The sequence below is a fragment of the Bradyrhizobium sp. SZCCHNR1053 genome, from assembly GCF_032381235.1.
Classification (GTDB): Bacteria; Pseudomonadota; Alphaproteobacteria; order Rhizobiales; family Xanthobacteraceae; genus Bradyrhizobium.
The window spans coordinates 73509-93886 of sequence record NZ_JAUHJM010000008.1 but is presented as its reverse complement, the minus strand read 5'-3'; the positions used below and the strand labels follow the sequence as shown (position 1 = coordinate 93886).

Genomic DNA, 20378 nt, shown 5'->3' with positions numbered 1-20378 from the left:
GTGGGTGCAGATCATGAGGCAGGCGGGTCTTACGGAAGCCTTGTCCGGTCTCGACGCGTTGGGGCGGATCTGGCGCCGTCGCGGCGTGTTCGCCATTGTGGCCGGTGCCGTCCTCGCGCTTGCCGTGGCCGCGGTTGTGCTGCTGCCGGTACGCTATCTCGCCACGGCCTCCGTGATCATCGCCGAGCAGGAGCCTGGTGCCAACACCTCGGCGGCGTGGGCGCAGAAGGTCGGCGACCCCGCCGACATGGAAAGCCAGCTGCTGGTGATCCGCTCGCCGCGCCTTCTGCGGCAGATCATTTCGTCGCCGGGTGTTGCCGACGCTGTCGTCAGCGAATGCGAGCGCGGCCGCCTGCTCGGCTCGACGGATGCGTGCCAGCGTCTCAAGACGGATGTCGGCGCGTTTATCGACCACGTCGAGAGCCGTTTCAGCGTCGCCTCCGCCGGCCGCTCGCGCGTCATCAACATCTCCTATCAGTCTGGTCTCCCCGACGTCGCGCAGACGCTCGCCAACGCGCTGACGCAGACGTTCCTCGAGGATCAGCGGACCGAAGGCGCCAACAGCCGCGAGGTCGCGAGCTCCTGGCTGTGGCAGGAGCTGAAGCAGCTCGATCAGCAGCTGCGCGAGGCCGATGACAAGATCCAGAAGTTCCGCCGCACCAAGGGGCTGATGCGCGGCGCGAACGCGCCGATCTCCTCGGAGCGGCTGACGAGCATCGGCCAGCAATTGTCGCAGGCGGAGGCCGCGCGGGCCGAGGCTGCGGCGCGGCTGCAGGAGATCAAGTCGGAGCAGGAGCGCGGCCCGACCGATGCGCCTTCGGTGCTGCAGAGCCGGACCATCGCCGACCTCAAGCAGCAGCTCACGACAGTGAGCGCGCAGCTCGCGAGCGCCGCCGGCGTGCTCGGTCCGAAACACCCGTCGATCCTGGCGCTGACCCGCGAGCAGGCGAGCATCCAGCAGCGTCTCGTCGAGGAGATGCAGTCGATCGCGGCCAGCGCGCAGAAGGCGTTCGATGCCAACACCGCGCTGGTCAATTCGCTCAAGAAGCAGATGGAGACCGCCAAGGCGGAGGCCGGCTCGGCCACGCTGGACGAGGCCTCCATCGAGAGCATGGTGCGCGACACCGAGATCAAGCGCCAGCAATATGCCGAGCTCTACAAGAAGGCGAGCGAGCTCGAAACCGAGCGGCGCGTCCTGCGCGGCAGCACGCGGCTCGTCAGTCTCGCTGAGCTGCCGAGCAAGCCGTTTTTCCCGAAGAAGATTCCGTTCCTCGCCGCCGGCATGACGCTCGCGTTGATCTTCGGTGTCGGCGCTGCGCTGCTCGCCGATCAGCTCGGCGCGCGCCTGATCAGCCCGCCCGTGCCCGTCACTCCGGAAGCGCCGGCCCAGCAGGTCGAGGCGCCCGCTGTCGCCGAAGCTCCGGCCATCGTCCCTGAATTGGCCGAGGGTGTGACCGCACCGGAGACGGCGACGCCACCGGCAGCGCCCGAACGAAGCTCTCATCTCCCGAGCGTCGCCGACGTTTCGATCCTGGCCTGCTTGCCGCGCCTGAAGAGCCTGCGCGAGATGTCGGCGCTCGGCGCGATCCTGCAAGGCCATCAACCGCTGGCGATCCCGCGCGTCTTGCGCCTCGCCTCCGAGGACACTGATTTTCAGCACACGCTGCATGATCTCGTCCACGAACTCGGTTTGAAGCGGTCCGCGCGATCGCAGCGCATCGTCGTGACCTCTCCCGATGCAGGAGATGGCAAGACGACCACGGCCTGTGCGCTGGCAGAGCACCTCGCGGCCGCAGGCCGGCGCGTGCTGGTCGTCGAGTGCGACGTCTCGCAACCCGCCTTTGCCGAGATCATGGCCCTGCCGGCAAGCCCCGGATGGCTCGGCGCGCTGGAGCGCGGGACGCCGCTCCGGGACATGATTCTGCCGACCGCGCATCCCTCGCTCGACGTGCTGCCGATTGGTGCGACGACCGGTCCGGTCGGCGACATTCTCGACGCGATCAGCCTCGACGGTCTCCTCGCTGGTCTCGATGGCTATGATGCCGTGATCGTCGACACACCATTGCCGTCGCAACGGAACGACTTCCTTGCCGGTACGGACTGGGCGATCGTCTGCGTGCGCAGTGACCGGTCGTTGATCGAGCCGGCGGTCGTGACGGTGAACAGGAGCAGGGCACTCGGAGCCCGTGATGTCGGCATCGTCGTCACCATGACCGACGTCGAGCACCGCAGCACGCCTGTGGTCCAGACCGCGCCCGTGGCAGCCTACGCCGGAGCCGGGTGATGTCGACCGAGCGTGTCCTGTTCGTCGATCACACCGGGCAGATCGGCGGCGCCGAGTTGATCCTGCTCGATGTCGTCCAGGGCCGCAAGGATTCCGCGGTGTTCCTGTTCGAGCCGGGCCCGCTCGGCAAGGTGCTGGCTGAGCGCGGCATGTCGGTCATCACGTCGCGCTGGGGCCGCGGCCTGGGGCATTTCAGACGCGACAGTTCGTGGCTCAAGGCGCTGCCGCTGTTCGGTCGACTCGCGGCAATCACCGCGGAGCTCGCGCATGTCGCACGCAAGCATGACGTCCTCTATGCCAATTCGCAGAAGGCCTTTGTCCTGTCGGCCATCGCCAACATCGCGGCACGGCGGCCGTTGATCTGGCATCTGCACGACATCATCAGCCCGGCTCACTTCGGCGCGCTGCAGCGTCGCATGCAGATCTTTCTCGCCAACCGCTTCGCGGCGAAGGTCGTCGTCCCCTCCGAAGCCGCCGCAGCCGCCTTCATCGAGGCCGGAGGTCGACGCTCTCTCGTCGAGATCGTGCCCAATGGTCTCGCCGTCGAACCCGTGCCCGCGTCGCGCCAGGAGCTGAGGCAGCGGCTCGGCCTGCCGTCGGGACCGCTGGTCGGCGTGTTCAGCCGGCTCGCGCGGTGGAAGGGGCAGCATGTTCTGATCGAGGCGCTGGCCGAATTGCCGGACGTGCACAGTATCATCGTTGGCGACGCGTTGTTCGGCGAGCAGGACTACGCGGCTGAGCTGAGGCGGCTGATCGCGGAGCTGGGCCTCGGCGATCGCGTTCACTTCCTTGGGCATCGCAGCGACGTGCCGCTGCTGATGCAGGCGGTGGACGCGATGGTGCATCCGTCGATCGATCCCGAGCCGTTCGGCCGCACCCTCGTCGAAGCCATGCTCGCCGGCGTGCCGGTGATCGCCACCGATGCCGGCGCTGCTCCGGACATCCTCGACCATGGCCGGGCCGGCCTGCTCGTGCCGCCTGGTGATGCGCGTGCGCTGTCCGAGGCTTTGGACGCGGTGCTGGCTCAACCCGAGATCCTCGCGCGACAGCTCGACTACGCGTCGCGCCGCGCGCGCACCCATTACAGTCTTGCACGCATGCTGGACTCGATCGGGCTTCTGATCCGCAATGTCGGTGCGGGAGCGGCGGTGTGAGCACGATCGTCACACCTGCCCCGTCCTCCGAGCGGCGCATGGTTGATCTCGTCGCGGATTGCGATCCGCTCGGCCCGCTGTTCGCCATTCTCGCGCCGATGCTGTCGTGGCCGAAACTGCTCGAGGACGGACAAGTCTCTGCGCGATGGAAAGGGCCGCCGGCCGTGTCGGAGGAAGCCGCATGAGCGCCTCCGGTCCTTCGCTCAAGCGCTTCAGTGCGCTGCTGATCAGCGGTGCGCTGGCGAGCAAGATGCTCGGCTTCGGCCGCGAGGTGCTGATGGCGCATGTGTTGGGTGCCTCGCTCATCGCCGACGGCTTTCGCGCCGCGATGGCGGCCGTGCTCATCCCGCTCGCATTCCTGCAGAACGAGAGCGTGCCGGCGATCATGATCCCGATGCATCGCGAGGCGCTGCAGCGGCCGGATGCCGCGCGCAGCCTCGGTGCGCTGACGATCGTCATTGCCATCGTGTCGAGCGCAGTGACCGCGATCATCCTGCTGCTGGGCGAGCTCTGGGTGAACGCCGTCGTCGGCGGCTTCTCGGCGGAGGGGCGTGAGCTCACTTTGCATTTCGTGCGCATGATGGCGTTCGGCATGCCGGCGTCCGCGATCCTCAACGTGCTGGCGGCCGGCGAGATCGCGCTCGGGCGCACGCGGCTGACCAATGTCCGCGCCAGCCTGCTCAACGTCGCAGTGATCGGCGGAATCGGCCTGCTTGTGCTGACTGGCGACGCCTACATGCTCGCCTGCGCCTTCACCGTTGCTTTCAATGGCCTCGCCGCCTGGGGTCTGTTCACGCTGTGGCGCGAGGGCGCGCTGAGCGTCTCCGGCCTGACCGCCGGCATGGTGGTCGACAGGGGTATCGAATTCTTCCGCCGGCTGCGCGTCCTGCTTGCGCTGCCGCTGGCCGAGCAGGGCAATGTCTGGATCGAGCGCTTCACGGCGTCGCGGCTGACGACGGGCGCCGTCGCCTCGCTGGACTACGCGCGCTCGCTGACCGAGAGCGCGCTGCTGCTGATCAGCCAGCCGCTCGGTATGGCCGTGCTGTCGCAGCACGCCCCGCTCGATCCGCGCGCGCAGACCGAGGCGCTGCTGCGGCCGCTGCTAGCACTGATCTTGCCGGCCTCGGCGTTCCTGCTGGTCTTCTCGACCGACATCGTCCGGCTGATCTATTTCCGCGGCGCGTTCGGCGACGAGGCCCTGCTGCTGACCTCGCATGCGCTCAAGGGCATCGCCTGCGGCGTCTGGGCCGCGACCCTCGGCTGGATACTGATCCGCCTGCTCAATGGCGCCGGGCGCAACGGCGTCGCCGCGCTGATCATCGTCTCTGCCTATCTCGCCAACATGGGTTTCAACCTGCTGATGCCGCTGTTCGATCCGTCGCCGGCGGCCGGCATGCAGTTGCTCGGAGTTGGCGAAGCGATCCGCAGCCTCGTGCTGCTGTCGGGCGTGGTGTTCGTGCTCGGCGATGCGCGAAAGCTCCTGCTCGTGATCGGCTTGGCCCTGCTGCCGACCGCACTGATGGCCGTGCTCGGCCTGATGATTCAGACCTCCGTGCCGGGCCTGCTGCCGCGCCTGTTCGCCGGCGGATTGGCCTATATGCTCTGCCTGGCCTTCGCGATCGGCATCCTGCTGCCGGCCGTGGTGGGCACGGCGCTCCGCCATGTTCGTCGTACGTTCAAGATGAAGGGAGAGCTGAGTTGACCCTGTTGGCCCTCGCTGCCGCCAAGGCCATGATGGCATCCGGTGCCTTCGTCCTTCCGCTCGCCAAGGCCGCCGATCGTGTGCTCGGCCCGCGCGGCTGCTGCCTGACCTTCCACCGCACCGCGCCCGCGGAGCAATGGGAGCGTCTGCCCAATCGCGACTTCTACGTCGATGCCGACTTTCTCGATCGTTTCGTCGGCTATGTCCTCGACCAGGGTTGGGATGTCGTGACGATCAGCGAGGCGCTGCGCCGGACGGCAAGCGCCGAGCCGCCCGGCCGCTACGTCAACTTCTCGATCGATGATTGCTACCGCGATACGTGCGAGCTGCTGGTGCCGGTGTTCCGCAGGCACAAGGTGCCGGTGACGCTGTTCGTGACGACCGGCATTCCCGACGGCACTTTGCCGCTGTGGGCCGCTGGCTTGGAGGATGCGCTGCTGCACAGGGACCACGTCACGGTCGACGATGAGCGGATCGCGCTGTCGAGCGCCGAGCAGCGCCGCGCGGTGTTTGCGCAGGTCGCCTCGCGCTGGGACGGCCCGCAGGCCGCGGATCGTTACGCCGCGTTCTGTGCCGCCAACGCCATCGACATCGATGCAATGCATTGGAAACATGCGATCTCCTGGGACATGCTGGAAGCGCTGGCGGGGGATCCCCTCATCGAGATCGGAGCCCACACCGTCTCGCATGCGCGCATCTCGTCGCTGCCTCCGGAAGCCGCCCTGCGCGAGCTGGCCGGCGCGCGGCTGCGATTGAACGAGCGGCTCGGCATCGACGTCCGGCACTTCGCGTTTCCTTACGGGCGCGCCGCCGATTGCGGGCCGCGGGACTTTGCGCTGGCGCGGCAGGCCGGATTCGCCAGTGCTGCGACCACGCGCAAGGGCCTTGTCAAAGCCGGGCAGGATGCGTTTTCGATTCCGCGCAACACCATGAACGGCGCGCATCGCACGCTGGCGGCGATGGAGCTGCATCTCACCGGCTTCAGCGGGACTGCAGCGAAGGTGATGGGCCGTGTCTAGCAGGGGCCGCTTGCGGATCGTCTCGATTGCGCATCCGGCCACCAGCAGCGAGGCCGGCCGGCTGCGCTACCGCCATCTCGCCTCCCGGCCCGACGTCGATCTGCATCTTGTGATGCCCGAAGTGTGGAAGGAATTCGGCCGCACCATTACCGCGCCTCACTCCAACGAAGGGTTTCCCGTCCATCGGCTTCCGATCCGGCTGCCGAACGCCGGGCCGATGAAATGGTACCTGCACTTCTATCCAGCACTGCGTCGCCTGCTGCGCGAGCTCGATCCGGACGTGATTCATCTTTGGGAGGAGCCCTGGAGCATCGTCGCGCTGCAGGCGCAGATGCTGCGTGGTCGTGCGGCGCTCGTGCTCGAGGTCGACCAGAACATCCTGAAACGGCTGCCGCCGCCGTTTGAGGCGATCCGCAAATTCGTCCTCGGCCATACCGCTCACATCCTGTCGCGCAGTCCCGACGCGACTGAGGTCGTGAGGGCGCGTGGCTACACGGGTCCGGTGACCCCGATCGGCTATGGTGTCGATCTCGCGACCTTCATGCCGGCGGATGATCCGTCGAATGCGACGACCGGCTCGCCGCTGCGGCTCGGCTATGTCGGCCGGCTGGTGGTCGAGAAGGGTCTCGACGATGCGCTCGATGCGCTCGCACGGAGCAAGTCGGCGGCCACGCTGAGCATCATGGGTGAAGGTCCGCACGAGCCGCATCTGCGCCGGCGCGTGGCCGAACTCGGCTTGAGCGGGCGCGTCACGATCCAGGGCTGGGCTTCACCAGCCGCGGTCGCGGCCTTCCTGCGCGGCCTGGACGCATTGCTGCTGCTGACGCGAACCACGGACGCGGTGCGCGAGCAGTTCGGCCGGGTGATCATCGAGGCCCAGGCCTGCGCCATTCCGGTGATCGGATCAACCTGCGGAGCGATTCCGGATGTCGTCGGCGACGGCGGCTGGATCGTGCCGGAGCAGGATCCCGGCAGCCTGTGTCGGCTCATCGATGAGCTCAGCGGCCAGTGGGCGGAGCTCGCCGTTCGCAGTGAGGCGGCCCGCGCAAACGTGCTCCGGCGCTTCACCTATGATGCGGTCGCGGCGGCGATTGAAACGGCATGCCGTGCGGCCCATCAGTCGAGAACCGCATCCCGCCTCGCCCGCCCACAGCGGCTGCAGACGAATTAGCTAGGCCTTCAGCGGCAGTGCAATCACTGCGCGGCCAGGCTGTCGCTTGGCGGCATCGATCTGCTTGAGCAGCTCGATGTATTGCAGCCCGATCTGGTCCCAGCCATAGGTCTGCGCGGTCGCGTGGGCGCCGTCCTGCAGCCGGCGCATCAGTGCGGGATCGGCGAAGACCGCCGCGAGCTTGGCCGCGATGTCGTCGGCGTCGGCCGCGATGCGGAAGCCGTTGACGCCGTCGTGCAGATAATCCTCGATTCCGCCGACCGGCGTTGCGAACACCGGCACCGCGCAGGCCATGGCCTCCATGCAGACGAGCGAGAACGTCTCATAGCTCGTAGGTAGCACGAAGGCATCGGCCGCGGAGTACAGCGCCGGCATGTCCGAGCGTGGACCGGCGAAGATCACGCGTTGCTGGGCGTTGCGCGTCAGTCTGCGGTAGGGCGCAGGATTGTCCGAGCCGACGACCAGGAGCCAGACGTCGTCGCCGAGCCGGTCGAGCGCACCGATCGCATGCGCCAGTCCCTTGCGGTTGAATTCGTGGCCGACGAACAGCAGCAGGCGCGCGTTGTCCGGGATGCCGAACTCGCGCCGGATCGCCTGGCCGCTGGTGGTATCGCGGTTGAAACGCGCGAGATCGATGCCGTTGGAGATGACGTGGATGCGGGCGGCCGGCACGCGGAAGAAGCGCTGCAGCTCCGCGGTGACGCGGGAGGACACCGCCACGAACGCCCGATACCGCAGGCCTCCGATCATGAACCGGTCGCGCAGCGCGACCCACAGATGCATCGGGTTGAGCATCCAGCGCCAACTGCCGGCGGTGCGCTTCTCGGCCAGGCTCTGCGCATTGACCGCATGCACGATCAGCACGTCGCCCTTGAGACTATCGCCGTGGCTGACGACGACGGCATCGGGGTGCCGCGCCAGCGCCCGTGTCGCGGCCAGCGTGAACAGCGGCACGACCACGGCGCGGCCGATGTGCCGGAACAGTCCGCGAGTCGGAATCCGCGCCAGCCATGGCGCGACGCGCTCGACCCTTATCGTGTGTTCGAGATTGTCCGCGACGGTGCTCGCGAGCACGACGTTCGATAAACCATTCCGGCCGAAAACGCGCGCCAGCTCGATAGCAACGGTTTCCACGCCGCCCGCATTGCTTATCTCTTGAACGATCTGGACAATCTCAAACGTCATAACGGAAATCTAAGGGATCAGACATTGCGACTTCGTTCCAATCTGCTGGTCATTGGCACAGCCCTGTTAACGTTTGTCACGTCGCCATGGCCGAGCGCCGTTCGCGCCGGCGAAACGAACGCCTCGGCGTTGCGGATCGACGAGCGCATCGGCGGCGGCAATCTGGTCACGCATCTGGCCGGCAAGAGCACGCAGATCTATCAGGCGCTGCACGGTGTCGGTGCCAGGATGGGCCGAATGGATTCCTACGGCTGGCGGACGTTAGCGCGGGTGCCCACGCCGCACGACTTCGATGCCGCCATGCTGGAGGCGCACAAGAACGGTATCATGCCGCTGATCCTGCTGGAGTACGAAGGCAGCTATCAGAGGTTGGATCCGCCGCAGCCGATCGGATCCTATCAGGACTGGTTCGCCGCCGGGCAGGCGATGGCGAGACGTTTCCGTCCCGGTGGCGATTGGGGCCGCGAGAACGGCATTCCCGATTGGGGCGCAACCGTCTTCACCGCGATCAACGAGCCCGACGTGCAGGCCACGATCCCGCGCCAGGACTATCACGACGCGCTGGCTGGGCTTGCGGACGGTGTTCACAGCGTCGACCCCAAGCTGCGGGTCGTTCCCGGCGGCTTTGCCACCTGCAACTCGCATGGCGATGCGACGTTGCGCGGCTACGGTCCGGCGATCGCCGATCTGCTCGAGGACGGCCGTCTCGACGGCATCGACCTGCATACCTACTACAATGACAAATGGTATCCGATGACCCGCGGCCGCGAGTTCTCGGTGCAGACCTGCTTCGACCGCATCAAGCAGGCGATGGGGCTGAGCCGCGACATCAACTTCTACGCAACCGAGTTCAACGTCGCGCGCGCCGGCGCGTGGGACAGCGATCCGGACGCGGCGAGACTGTTTCTCAATGCGATCTGGGACCAGCTTGCGGTGGTTGGCAAGGATGGCACCTCGCCGGTGTCCATGCTGGCGTTTCCTTGGAATCTCGGCGACACGCCCGATGTTGACGGTCTGGCCTATGCGATGGCGGCGGGCAAGGATCCCTGGACCCCGGAAGCACGCGGCTTCGTGGTGAAGACGGTGCTGCAGCTCGCCGGTCACATGAGGATCGTGTCCATCGACCGCCGGCTGGCGCTCTACACGCTGCGCGGACCGGATGCCGACTTGATCGTGTGGCAGAACATCGCCGGCTGGACCGACCGGCCAGGCCGCGCGGTCGAGCTCGAGCTGCCCGCATGGACGCGCAGCCTCGAGGTCTGGGGCTGGGATGGGCTGCAGCGCCGGATCGAGGCAGAGCCCGGCCGCTTCTTCGTCGACGGCTTCAATGCCAACGAGACCTACATGTTTCGCGTGCCGCGGCCGTGAGTGACGACGCCAGTCGCGAGGGTCACCGTGAGGGGGGCGAGTGACAACATCTCGATGTGGTTCGCGAATCCCATTAACTGAAAAGTAAGGCCAGCGCGACGTGGTTCACTGCCACCTGACCTTTTTACGATAATTGCAGCCACGACAATCCCGCCGCGCGACGGGTGACGCGCTGGACCTCTCTCGGGTGATGCTGGAATGCAGCCGATCAAAAAGGCCGAGATTGCGAACGACAGGCCGGTGCCGGCGCAGGCCGTGACCGGGGTTCGCATCCGAGAGATCCGCACGGCGGATCTGCCGGCGGTCGCCGCGCTGCTGACGCGCGGATTCGCCTTTCGCAGCGAGGCCTATTGGTTGCGCGGACTCGAACGTCACGCGGCGCGCCCGCGGCCGGCCGGCTTTCCGGCATTCGGCTATTGTCTCGACCATGGCGGCGTTCCCGTGGGCGTGATCCTGCTGCTGTTCTCCGAGCTCCACAGCGGCGGTAAGCCGATCGTCAGGGCCAATGTCTCGAGCTGGTATGTCGAGCCGGCGTTCCGTGCCTTCAGCTCGATGCTGGTGCGCGCGGCGACGCGCGACAAGACGGTGACCTATTTCAACATCACGCCGGCCCCGCACACTTGGCCACAGGTCGAGGCTCAGGGCTTTTCGGTCTACTGCAAGGGACAGGTCTACGCCGCGCTGGCCCTGTCGCGATCGCGCTCGGATGTCCGTATCGAAGAATTCTCCGAGGACGATGTGCATGGGCTCTCTCCCGACGCGGCCGATCTGTTGCGGCAGCATGCGCAATGGGGGTGTCTCAGTCTCGTCGCGCGCGAGGCCGATGCGGCGTATCCGTTCGTGTTTCAGAAGCACCGGGTGATGAACGCGCTGCCGGTGTATCGCCTGCTGTATTGCCGGGATGTCGCCGACCTCGTGCGGCTGGCCGGCAACATCGGCCGGTTCCTGCTGCGGCGGGGCGGCCTGCTGGTGCGGCTCGATGCGAACGAGCCCGTTGCCGGGCTGGCCGGCTGGTACTCGGACAGGCGCGGACGCAAATATGCCAAGGGTCCGCATCCGCCGCGTCTCGGCGATCTCGCCTTTACCGAGGCCGCGCTGTTCGACGGCTGAGAGGTGGCAATCGATTGGGTTGCATGGTCCCGCTGCGGCGGCCGGGATACTGGCTCGCGTGGTCTATGGGACCGATGTGACGGCACGCACAGTCTGGGCTTCCGGCCTGCGCCATCCTCCTGGCAAGGGAGGTGGTCATCCATGTCTTACGTTTTCGAACTCGCGCTGGCGGCGATGCTGCTGTTCTTCCTGTTCCTGCCGATCACCGATCGCAGGACGGTCGTGATGAAGCTCTGCATGATCGTGGCAGTCGCTATCCTGTTCACGGTTGCGCTTGCCGTCCCGCATGGCGCTACACCCTCCGTCCAGGCTCTGCGGCTGACGGCGAACTGACGTGGCGCGGGTGGGCTCGGGCCTTGCCGCTCCAGCATGAAGTTTGGACGGGGCGATCCGGACGGCACGGCTCGCGGACCGAACGGCCGGCGGTTGGCAGTCCGCCCCTCATCGTGTAGCACCGGCTGAACGTCACGCCACGCTCAGGGGATCCGGATGCCTGCTCTTGCCCATGCGCTGCTCGCCGCCCTGAAGGACCATGGCGCCCGCGAGATCTTTGGCATTCCCGGCGACTTCGTGCTGCCGCTGTTCAAGGTCATCGAGGAGAGCAACATCCTGCCGAGCTTCACGCTGAGCCATGAGCCGGCGGTCGGCTTCGCTGCGGACGCGGCCGCGCGCTATCATGGCGGCCTCGGCGTCGCCGTCGTCACCTACGGCGCCGGCGCCTTCAACGTCGTGAACGCGGTCGCCGGCGCCTATGCCGAACGCTCGCCGGTCGTGGTGATCGCGGGCGCGCCCGGCGCGCGTGAGCGCGTCTCCGGTTTTCTGCTGCACCACCAGGCCCGCACCGTCGACACGCAGCTCGCGGTGTTCAAGGAGATCACCTGCGATCAGGCGGTGCTGAGCGATCCGGCCACGGCGCCGGCCCAGATTGCGCGCGTGCTGCGCAGCGCGAAGGAGATGTCGTTGCCGGTCTATCTCGAATTTCCGCGCGACATGGTCGATGCCGAGGTCGAGCCGGTGGTGCCGCTGCCGCCGCGGCGGGCCAGCCGCGAGGCGCTCGACGAATGCGTCGAGGAGATCCTCGCCCGCATCGCGCAGGCGGAGCGTCCCGTGATCGTCGTCGACGTCGAAATCCGCCGCTACGGCGTCGAGGACAGGATCGCGGCGCTCGCGCGCAAGCTCGGCCTGCCGCTGGTGACGACCTTCATGGGCCGCGGCCTGCTCGACAGGGCCGACGATGTCGTCGCCGGCACCTATCTTGGCGCCGCGGGCAACCCGGCGATCACGGAACTGGTCGAGAATGCTGATCTCGTGCTGATGCTGGGCGTCATCCTGTCGGACACCAATTTCGCGCTGTCCAACCGGGCGCCGGACCCGCGCCGCATGATCCTGGCCGCCAGCCGTGAGGTCCAGATCGGCCATCACGCCTATCGCGACATGCCGCTTGGCGATCTGATCGATGCGCTCGACGAGCGTGCGACGCCGCGGGCCGCGGCGTCCAGCCTGCCGCGGCAGCGCTCGGTCTATCCGCGCGGCCTCGCGGCCGATGGTGCGCCGATCGCGCCTTCGGACATCGCGACCGCGGTCAACGACATGTTCGATCGCCATGGCCGGATGCCGATGACCTCCGATATCGGCGATTGCCTGTTCACCGCGATGGAGATCGACAATACGGCGCTGGCCGCGCCGGGCTACTACGCCGGGATGGGCTTCGGCGTGCCGGCCGGCATCGGCGTGGCCGCGACCGGCCTTCGTCCGCTGATCCTGGTCGGCGACGGCGCATTCCAGATGACCGGATGGGAGCTCGGCAACTGTCGCCGCTACGGCCTCGATCCGATCGTCGTGCTGTTCAACAATTGCAGCTGGGAGATGCTGCGCGTGTTCCAGCCGGAATCGCGGTTCAACGATCTCGACGACTGGCACTATGCCGACATCGCCAATTCCATCGGCGGCACCGGCGAGCGCGTCGCCACCCGGAGCGAGCTCGTCGCTGCGCTGGAGCGCGCGGTGCATCGGCGCGGACGCTTCTCGCTGATCGAAGTGATGCTGCCGCGCGGCAAGACCTCGGACACGCTGGCGCGCTTCGTGGCAGGCTTCAAGTCGGCGCGCGAGCGCATGGCTCAGGGCTAGGATGGCCGGAAGGGCGCTCTGAACGCGCGGCCGTCAACCGGTTGCCGACCGCAGCACCGTCTTGATCGCGTCACGGCCCTTCCAGGCGAAATAGGTGAGGCGGCCGCCGAGCGAGCGATGGCTGCGCAGCCTGTTGGAGCCGAGCACGTGCCCAACTTCTGCGGGGAAGCGCTTGACCTCGGCCTGCACCATTCTGTCGGTATTGGCCATGATGGCGTTCAGGCGCGTGCCCCACTCGGACTCGTCGATGCGATCGATGCGGACCTGGATCGCATACTCGATGTCATAGATGCTGGTGAGGATTTCCTTGGCGGTCACGACGCGGTTGTTCTTCAACGCGACACGAAGCGCGAGCCGCTTGTCCTCGAGCTGATCGAGCACCATCGGCACGGTCATGGCGTAGGGCGCAGCGATGACGTCCGCGACGTTCTTCGAGCGCGCCGCCTTGGTCGCCAGCCGCAACACCTGCCAGGGCTCCTTCAGACGCTTGGCGACCAGCGTCAACGCAAAGGGCACGGCTTCCGGCTGCCTCTTGCGCAGCGCATCGAGCAGCAGCACCATCTTCTTCACCTGCGGATCGTCGAACTCAACGATCCGGTCCGGCAGCGAATCGGCGAACTTAGCGAGTTCCTCGCGGGCGCGCAGCGCCTTCAACAGCTTGACGACGTCGTCGAACACCGACGGCGAGGCCGTATAGGCCTTCAGCTTGCTGCGGACCTGCTCGATGCCCTCGGCGCGCGCCAACGTGCCTTCCAGCGACTTCGTCACCTTGGTCTGGAACGCGCTCGCGACCTGGCGGATCTCGCGCTGCTTGTCCCCGGCGATCAGGTCCTTCATCTGCGCGTTGTAGTCTCGCGCCATGGTCGGCAGCAAATCGCGCGAGATCCATTCCCAGATCGGCGTGAGGGAGCCGCGGGCAATGCGGCCCTCATTGGCGTGCTCCGGCGAACCGTCGATGAGAAGCTGCTCGACGGGCATGAAGAAGTAGCGCGACGGATTGATGGTGCGGTGGCCGCCGGCGCCATTGTTGTTGCGGATCTCGGCGCGCAGCCGGGCCTGGAGGTCGGCGGATCCCGGCATGTCGACGCCGCTCAGCTCCAGCCGTTCGAGCTCGCTGAGCAGACAGCTTCGTGTCAGCGGTGACAACCGCTGCAGGAATTCCCAGATCCGGTCGACCGGTCCCATTGGCGTCAGGCTGTCAGCTATATGTCAAGGTCGCTCGTCTCCACGGACGAGCACGGAGCTCATCGAAGCACGAAACAGTTGGTGCGAAATTAATGTCAGTAAACAATCGTAGCATTGCACGACATCGTGGACAGGCGTCGCGGCACGCGCCGGGGACGGGTCTCCCGAAGCACGGCATCACGCCCGGCTTAACCATTTCAGATTGTAACTTTTGGGAAAATTAGCGGCGGTTGCACGAGTTGTCGGGAAAAATCCCGTATTGCTACGGACGACATAATTAACCATGTTAAAGTTGCCGCCGCGTCAGAATGAGGCATGGCACAGCTGAACAACAGCCTTTCCGACGCTCACGCCGCACCTGCTCCGGGCGGCCAAGGAGTTAACGACCCGGACCTCCTGGCGACCCGTTCCGGCACATCTGCGCCGCTCGCGATGGGACGTCACGACGACCAGGGCACGCTCGCTTTGGCGCGTCAGCTGAACGGTTCGCTCACCGCCCTGATGCTCTACATGGAGGAAATCAAGCAGCGCAGCGACGAGATCGCCAGGACGCCCGGCGAGCGCCGGCATGTCCAGGTGGTCGTCGACAACGCGTTGCTGCAGACCGAGCGGATCTGCGCCCTGGTCAACCAGATGTCCGGCGCGCACGGGCAGTTAAGACCGCTGTCGCGGACGGTGCCGGCTCACGAGCAGGGCACGGCGCCCGCGCGACCACCCGGCCGGGCCAGCAAGTCGCTGACCCCGCGCGAACACGAGGTCCTCAAGCTGATCAGTGAGGGGCATTCGAACAAGGAGGGCGCCTTGCGCATGGGCATCAGCCCCCGCACCTTCGAGAGCCATCGCGCCGAGGCCATGCGCAAGGTTGGCGCGCGCAACACAGCCGAACTCGTTCGCGCAGCACTTCTCAACCAGATCGGATGACGGCGGACGAGCGCGAATGCCGCGCTCGCGCTTTCGACCCCCGCAGTGCCCCGCGCTGCAGGCAATGAAGATCGGCGTCCGACCGGCTCGGTCGAACGCGCTGAGCGGGACGCGGACGTCCGTGCTGTCAGAAATAATCCTCGGCGAAGGGGCGAACCCGGGAGGTCGGGCGCAGCGGCGCCTGCGCCTTGGGCGGTGCCGGCACGATCGTAATGGTCCAGCGCGGCGGTACGCTCGCTTCGTTCTCCATGACTGAACGGACGTGGCCGGTGATCGTCGATCCGCCGGATTTCACGGTCGCGGTCCGGCCGTTGAACTGCGCAATTCGGAAACGCCTGACTTCCTTCTGGTCGGCGGTTTCAAAAGTAAACATGGGACACATCTCCTATGTGACCCCGAGTCTCGCAGCTCATGATTAGTTGATTGTGAAAATCGTGAGCCGTAGAAGTACGGCGTCAACTTATTGTAAGGGAATATGAAGATCAGGTTCAGCGAATCCGCGTCGTGAAGGTCCCGTTTGCCATCTCGGTCGTCCGAGCCCGTCGCGGCGGTGCGGCGTGCGAGACGCCGCGCAGATCGGATTGCGCCATGGAGGCCTGCGGCCTCCCCCGCTTCAATATTGCAGCTCCTGGGCGCGGGCGGCGGCGTAGGCGGCCTCGATGTTGTCGAGCAGCTCGGCATACTCCTTGGCGGACAGGCGTGGCGCGCTCTTCTCCAGCGCTAGCGCGTAGGCCGCAAGCCGGCGGTACCCGAAGGTTCCGGCTGCGCTCTTCAGCGAATGCGCCTCGCGGCCGATCTTGATGCGCTCGCCGTCGAGCGTCAGCTGGCGGAGCTGCTTCAGCCGCGCATCCGTCTCGCTGAAGAACACGTCGCGGATCTCCTCCGCGGCCTCGTCTCCGATCTCGCCGACCAGCTCGACATAGGCTTCGCGGTCGAGCGCGGCTTCGGGAGCAATTTCGGTGTCGGCGGCAATGTCGGCGGCCCTGGCATCCGGCTGGGCCGGCACCAGCGGGGCGTCTGACGCCACGGTGTCCAGCACCGGCACGGGCAGGGGCAGCACGCGCAGGATGGCTTCCACGAGCGCTTTCTTGCGGGCCGGCTTGACGACGAAGTCGTTCATCCCGGCTTCCCGGCAGGCCCGAATATCCTCCATGAAGGCGTTCGCCGTGAAGGCGATGATCGGCACGTTGGAACGGCGCTCGCCTCGCGCGCGAATGGTCCGGGTTGCCTGGAAGCCGTCCATCTCCGGCATGCGGACGTCCATCAGGATCAGGTCGTAGTTGAAGCGGCTGGCGGCGGTGACGGCCTCGGCGCCGTCGCAGGCCGTGTCGGTCTGGATGTCGAAATCCTTGAGCATCTTGGTCGCGACCAGGCGATTGGTCGGATTGTCGTCGACCACGAGGACGCGCAGCGGCCGGCCGAACGCCGCGATCCGGTTCTGCAGCGAGGTATAGATGCCGTCGTCGTTCTGCTCTGGCATCGCGATGGTCTCGGCAATCGGCAGCGTCAGGCGGAACGAGAAGGTGGATCCGCTGCCCAGCGTCGAGGTGACCTTGATGTCACCCCCCATCTGCTCGATCAGGCGCTTGCAGATCGCAAGCCCGAGTCCGGAGCCGCCGAACCGGCGGCTGATCGAATTGTCGGCCTGGACGAAGTTCGCGAACAGCGAGCCGATCTTGTCGGCGGCAATGCCGATGCCGGTGTCGGTCACCGTCCATTCCACCGTCGCCTTCTCGTCATCCTTCTCGATGCCGCGCGTCGTGACGACCACTTCGCCGGACGAGGTGAACTTGACCGCGTTGGAGACCAGGTTGAGCAGGATCTGGCGAATGCGGCCGGCGTCGCCGACCAGCGCCGGCGGCACGGCCGGGTCGCTGACGCTCCTCAGCTTCAGGTCCTTGGCGGAAGCCCGCGGACCGATGATGCTCAGCGTATTGTGGACCAGGGCCTCGGCGGAGAACGCGATGTCCTCGAGCGAGAGCTGGCCGGATTCGAGCTTGGAGAAGTCGAGAATGTCGTTGAGGATCTCGAGCAGATTGTCGCCGGCATTGTGGATCGCCACCACCGAGCGGCGCTGCTCGGGATCGAGATTGGTCTCCAGCAGCGTCGTGGCGAGGCCGAGCACCGCGTTCATCGGCGTGCGGATCTCGTGGCTCATCATCGCGACGAAGGTGGACTTCGCCGCGTTCGCGGCCTCGGCGGCCTCGATCAGGTGCTCGTGGCGTTCCCACCAGCGTGAGATCAGGACGGCGGCCGCGAACACGGCCATCGCGCTCACCAGGGACACGATGACCAGAAGCGTCGCCATGTCGCGCCAGGCCTTCAGGACGTCGTGCTCGAACACCGACACCACGATCATCGCGGGATAGTTCGGCAGCATCTTTGCCGCCCGCAGGCGCATCTCGCCGGTTCGTGCGGAGGGTTCGCGCAGCACGCCGCCGGCCGACAGTGCGCGCTGACCGAAGCCGGAGGTCGGCTTGCCGATCTCGCTCGTGGGCGGAAAATGCGCGAGCAGCGTACCGTCCTCGCGGATCAGCGACACCGCGGCATCGAGACCCTGCGCGGTGGAGCCGAAGAAGTTCTCCAGATAGGGCACGGACATGGCGCCGAGCATCATGCCCATGAACTCGCCATTGGAATCGTCGAGCCGGCGGGCAAAATAGATGTTCCAGGTGCCGTCGCCGCGATTCTGAACCGGCGTGCTGAGGAAGGTCCGCAGTGCAGGGTCGGCCTTCAGCGCCTTGAAATAGTCGCGGTCGGCGATGTTGACGTCCGGGATCGGCCAGTAGCGCGAGAAGTTCAGGAGCCCGCCTTGTGCGTCGATCAGCGTCACCGCATCGATCTGCGGCAGTCCTGCGATTTTCTCCTTGAGCAGGAGGTGGGTCTGATGGTCTGACGCGACCTTGCGAAACGCCGCAGCGTCGATGGCGCCGCCGCGCACCAGGTAGTCGCGCACGCTCGTGAGCACGAGGTCGACCGATTTCACCGAGCGGTCGGCGTTCTCTGCAAGCGTGAGGCTATGGCGGCTGAGATCTTCCTCGGCGTGCTGAAGCGCGTTCTCGCGCAGATTGGTGAGGAAGAACAGGTTGCTGCCGGCAATGACGCAGATGAGGATCAGCGCGATCGCTGCAGGCGCTCCCAGAAAGCGTTTCTTGTTGCTCATCGCCTGCTACCAGCCCGCCGCTCTGACCAGCCGCCGGCAATCGGTCTCCAGCGCGATCTGCTTCAGAGTCTGCCGGAGCCGCATCAGATCGATCGGCTTCGAGAAGGGAGGATCTATGTTCAGCTCGAGAACCTCGGTGCCGGGGCGGTTGTCCAGCGAGAGGTCCGGCATGACGCAGTCCAAGTTCCTCTTCTGCAGGACGATCGAGGCTGCGTCGACCGGGCTCACGTCCGTCGTGTTGAAGCCGGCCTGTGCTGCGATCTTTCGCAAGATGGACAGATGCACGGCGGCATCTTCGATCACGAGGAGGTCGTTGCGCATGAATTCCCTGTCCCGTTGCCACCCTGACGCGGTCATCGGCAAGCAGGATTATGTCTATCGGCCGGCTCTGACCCCCTCGTAAATTTTGGTTTCCGTACGACTACGGGAGGGCACGGCGATGTATGCGTCCTGCCGTCGTCAACCATGCGGAGTTCGCCCGCCAAAGAGAAAGCGGCCGAACACCGGTCCGGCCGCCGCGCAGGACATTCCCAGGGAGCTCGGCTATTCGGCCGGGCCGAACACGGCTTCCATCTTGGTCTTGAGCGTCGCCGCATTGAACGGCTTGACGATGTAGTTGCTCACGCCGGCCTTCTTGGCGGCGATGACGTTTTCGGTCTTCGACTCGGCTGTGATCATGATGAACGGGGTCTTCGACAGCTCCGGGCTGGCCCGCACCTCCCGCAGCAGGTCGTAGCCGGTCATCGGTTCCATGTTCCAGTCGGAGATCACCAGACCGTACTTCTTCGCCTGCATCTTCGAGAGCGCGGCCGATCCGTCGCTGGCGTCGTCGACGTTCTCAAATCCGAGCTGCTTCAGCAGGTTGCGGATGATCCGGATCATAGTGGCGTAGTCATCGACCACCAGGATCGGCATCGACAGATCAAAGGCCATGTCATTACTCCGCGCGTTTGGTCAAAAGCCGAACACGGGCGAGGTATATCAGCACGAAGATTATTCGACGCCTCTTGGAACTCGCGCTCGTCAGCACGTCGACAATTATCAGCGCCCGTTGAACAGCGCGTTAATTCCAGCGGTGCCGACGATGGGGATCATGCCACGGGCCGTAGTTGTACGGAGGCAAGGGCGCTCGGCGAGGCAACGGCGCGCGACGAGCGAGGGCCGGAACGACGCCTGCTCACGGCACGCTGCGTGGCCGGACCAGATTCTCGTAGTGGGCCTTCACCGTACCGTAGCACTCGCACGCCGTCTTCTTCAGCCCGTCCAGATCGATGATCTCGATATGGCCGCGGCTATAGTGGATGAAGTCCGCCTGCTGCAGCGTGCTCGCCACCAGCGAGACGCTGTTGCGCCGGGCGCCGATCATCTGCGCCAGGGCCTCCTGGGTGATGTAGAGCTTGTTGCCGCCTGAAAGGTCATGCGTCTGCAGCAGGCAACGGGCGAGACGCGACTCGACGGTGTGGGCGGCGTTGCAACCGGCGGTCTGCTGGCTCTGCACGTAGATGGCGAGTGCGTGGCGCAACATCAGCGCGCGAAACGAGGGGCTCTGTTCGGCGGCCGCCCGTACCTTGTCGATGTCGACGACCGATGCTGCACCGGGAACGAGGACCGCCGCGCTGTTCAGCACCACCGGATCGCCGCCCGCGAGCAGGGACATGCTTCCGAAGAGACTATCGCGACCGATCATCGCCACCTGAACGCGCTCTCCGCGCGCGAGGTTCACGACCAGCGAGATGACGCCGCGATGAGGAAAGTAGATGCGCGAAAGCTTTTCGCCGACCTCGGCGAGAATGGAGTCTTGCACCAGATCCACGGTCCGCAGATAGGGTCGGATCAGCTCGAAGTCATCGTCGGTCAGTGACGACAGGAAGCCGTTCGGAGAACGCAAGCTGGGGTCCAAAGCCATCTCCTGCATTGCAGTAACGGAGCCTCGCAGATCTCAATGCACTCATGGTTCCATAGAACTGCGTCCCATCCGCTGACAAGAAG

Annotated in this window: 18 protein-coding genes; 11 read left to right on the top strand and 7 right to left on the bottom strand. The window is 66.1% G+C overall.

Annotation, left to right across the window (positions count from 1 at the left end):
- Positions 1–13: 13 nt before the first annotated feature.
- From QX051_RS19480 to QX051_RS19455, 6 genes are read left to right on the top strand one after another with little or no spacing between them, the layout of a single operon-like run.
- Positions 14–2284 carry an exopolysaccharide transport family protein gene (locus QX051_RS19480; protein WP_315777247.1) on the top strand — a complete coding sequence of 757 codons (2271 nt, stop codon included), beginning with the start codon at positions 14–16 and terminating at the stop codon, positions 2282–2284.
- The gene (locus tag QX051_RS19475; RefSeq protein WP_315777246.1) at positions 2281–3438 is read left to right on the top strand and encodes a glycosyltransferase; all 1158 of its coding nucleotides are present in this window, start codon (positions 2281–2283) and stop codon (positions 3436–3438) included. Before QX051_RS19480 ends, QX051_RS19475 begins: the two co-directional genes overlap by 4 nt.
- Positions 3435–3623: a hypothetical protein gene (locus QX051_RS19470; protein WP_315777245.1), complete on the top strand. Its 189-nt coding sequence runs from the start codon at positions 3435–3437 to the stop codon at positions 3621–3623. Before QX051_RS19475 ends, QX051_RS19470 begins: the two co-directional genes overlap by 4 nt.
- The gene (locus tag QX051_RS19465) at positions 3620–5140 is read left to right on the top strand and encodes a lipid II flippase MurJ (RefSeq protein ID WP_315777244.1); all 1521 of its coding nucleotides are present in this window, start codon (positions 3620–3622) and stop codon (positions 5138–5140) included. Before QX051_RS19470 ends, QX051_RS19465 begins: the two co-directional genes overlap by 4 nt.
- Positions 5137–6159: a polysaccharide deacetylase family protein gene (locus QX051_RS19460; RefSeq protein WP_315777243.1), complete on the top strand. Its 1023-nt coding sequence runs from the start codon at positions 5137–5139 to the stop codon at positions 6157–6159. The genes QX051_RS19465 and QX051_RS19460 overlap by 4 nt, the downstream gene beginning before the upstream one ends.
- On the top strand, positions 6152–7330 hold the full coding sequence (locus tag QX051_RS19455) for a glycosyltransferase (protein WP_315777242.1): 1179 nt from the start codon (positions 6152–6154) through the stop codon (positions 7328–7330). The genes QX051_RS19460 and QX051_RS19455 overlap by 8 nt, the downstream gene beginning before the upstream one ends.
- Here the strand turns inward: QX051_RS19455 and QX051_RS19450 are convergent, their stop codons facing one another.
- The gene (locus QX051_RS19450; protein WP_315777241.1) at positions 7331–8515 is read right to left on the bottom strand and encodes a glycosyltransferase family 4 protein; all 1185 of its coding nucleotides are present in this window, start codon (positions 8513–8515) and stop codon (positions 7331–7333) included.
- 147 nt (positions 8516–8662) lie between these two features.
- On the opposite strand from QX051_RS19450, the gene QX051_RS19445 reads away from it, so the two are divergent.
- The 4 genes from QX051_RS19445 (at position 8663) to ipdC (ending at position 13120) form a co-directional block, all read left to right on the top strand.
- Complete coding sequence (locus tag QX051_RS19445; RefSeq protein ID WP_409998117.1) at positions 8663–9883, top strand: hypothetical protein; 1221 nt, start codon at positions 8663–8665, stop codon at positions 9881–9883.
- Between the two features lie 198 nt (positions 9884–10081).
- Positions 10082–10993: an acyl-CoA acyltransferase gene (locus tag QX051_RS19440; RefSeq protein WP_315777240.1), complete on the top strand. Its 912-nt coding sequence runs from the start codon at positions 10082–10084 to the stop codon at positions 10991–10993.
- A gap of 141 nt (positions 10994–11134) precedes the next feature.
- Complete coding sequence (locus QX051_RS19435; RefSeq protein ID WP_315757203.1) at positions 11135–11326, top strand: hypothetical protein; 192 nt, start codon at positions 11135–11137, stop codon at positions 11324–11326.
- Between the two features lie 156 nt (positions 11327–11482).
- The gene (gene ipdC / locus QX051_RS19430; RefSeq protein WP_315777239.1) at positions 11483–13120 is read left to right on the top strand and encodes an indolepyruvate/phenylpyruvate decarboxylase; all 1638 of its coding nucleotides are present in this window, start codon (positions 11483–11485) and stop codon (positions 13118–13120) included.
- A gap of 33 nt (positions 13121–13153) precedes the next feature.
- Here the strand turns inward: ipdC and QX051_RS19425 are convergent, their stop codons facing one another.
- A complete protein-coding gene (locus QX051_RS19425) occupies positions 13154–14305 on the bottom strand; it encodes a hypothetical protein (RefSeq protein WP_315770513.1) in 1152 nt (383 codons plus the stop codon).
- A gap of 315 nt (positions 14306–14620) precedes the next feature.
- Here QX051_RS19425 and QX051_RS19420 point away from each other — a divergent pair, with 315 nt between their 5' ends.
- Entirely contained in the window at positions 14621–15226 is a 606-nt protein-coding gene (locus QX051_RS19420) for a LuxR C-terminal-related transcriptional regulator (RefSeq protein ID WP_315777238.1), read from the top strand.
- A gap of 127 nt (positions 15227–15353) precedes the next feature.
- Here the strand turns inward: QX051_RS19420 and QX051_RS19415 are convergent, their stop codons facing one another.
- From QX051_RS19415 to QX051_RS19395, 5 genes are all read right to left on the bottom strand, one after another.
- Positions 15354–15599 (bottom strand): hypothetical protein, encoded by a 246-nt coding sequence (locus tag QX051_RS19415; protein ID WP_315740795.1) that lies wholly within the window; start codon positions 15597–15599, stop codon positions 15354–15356.
- Positions 15600–15839: 240 nt separating this feature from the next.
- Complete coding sequence (locus QX051_RS19410; protein ID WP_315777237.1) at positions 15840–18389, bottom strand: hybrid sensor histidine kinase/response regulator; 2550 nt, start codon at positions 18387–18389, stop codon at positions 15840–15842.
- A gap of 6 nt (positions 18390–18395) precedes the next feature.
- Positions 18396–18710, bottom strand: a complete 315-nt coding sequence (locus QX051_RS19405) for a response regulator (protein ID WP_315777343.1) — start codon at positions 18708–18710, stop codon at positions 18396–18398.
- A 222-nt stretch (positions 18711–18932) separates the two neighbouring features.
- Positions 18933–19322 (bottom strand): response regulator, encoded by a 390-nt coding sequence (locus QX051_RS19400; RefSeq protein WP_008968243.1) that lies wholly within the window; start codon positions 19320–19322, stop codon positions 18933–18935.
- Positions 19323–19566: 244 nt separating this feature from the next.
- Entirely contained in the window at positions 19567–20289 is a 723-nt protein-coding gene (locus QX051_RS19395) for a Crp/Fnr family transcriptional regulator (RefSeq protein ID WP_315740838.1), read from the bottom strand.
- Positions 20290–20378 lie beyond the last annotated feature (89 nt).

Coding starts and splice junctions, on each gene's coding strand:
- QX051_RS19465 (WP_315777244.1), top strand. CDS start 3,620: ATGAGCGCCTCCGGTCCTTCGCTCAAGCGCTTCAGTGCGCTGCTGATC.
- QX051_RS19440 (WP_315777240.1), top strand. CDS start 10,082: ATGCAGCCGATCAAAAAGGCCGAGATTGCGAACGACAGGCCGGTGCCG.
- QX051_RS19405 (WP_315777343.1), bottom strand. CDS start 18,710: ATGCGCAACGACCTCCTCGTGATCGAAGATGCCGCCGTGCATCTGTCC.
- QX051_RS19415 (WP_315740795.1), bottom strand. CDS start 15,599: ATGTTTACTTTTGAAACCGCCGACCAGAAGGAAGTCAGGCGTTTCCGA.
- QX051_RS19480 (WP_315777247.1), top strand. CDS start 14: ATGAGGCAGGCGGGTCTTACGGAAGCCTTGTCCGGTCTCGACGCGTTG.
- QX051_RS19400 (WP_008968243.1), bottom strand. CDS start 19,322: ATGGCCTTTGATCTGTCGATGCCGATCCTGGTGGTCGATGACTACGCC.
- QX051_RS19425 (WP_315770513.1), bottom strand. CDS start 14,305: ATGGGACCGGTCGACCGGATCTGGGAATTCCTGCAGCGGTTGTCACCG.
- QX051_RS19410 (WP_315777237.1), bottom strand. CDS start 18,389: ATGAGCAACAAGAAACGCTTTCTGGGAGCGCCTGCAGCGATCGCGCTG.
- QX051_RS19450 (WP_315777241.1), bottom strand. CDS start 8,515: ATGACGTTTGAGATTGTCCAGATCGTTCAAGAGATAAGCAATGCGGGC.
- QX051_RS19420 (WP_315777238.1), top strand. CDS start 14,621: ATGGCACAGCTGAACAACAGCCTTTCCGACGCTCACGCCGCACCTGCT.
- QX051_RS19435 (WP_315757203.1), top strand. CDS start 11,135: ATGTCTTACGTTTTCGAACTCGCGCTGGCGGCGATGCTGCTGTTCTTC.
- ipdC (WP_315777239.1), top strand. CDS start 11,483: ATGCCTGCTCTTGCCCATGCGCTGCTCGCCGCCCTGAAGGACCATGGC.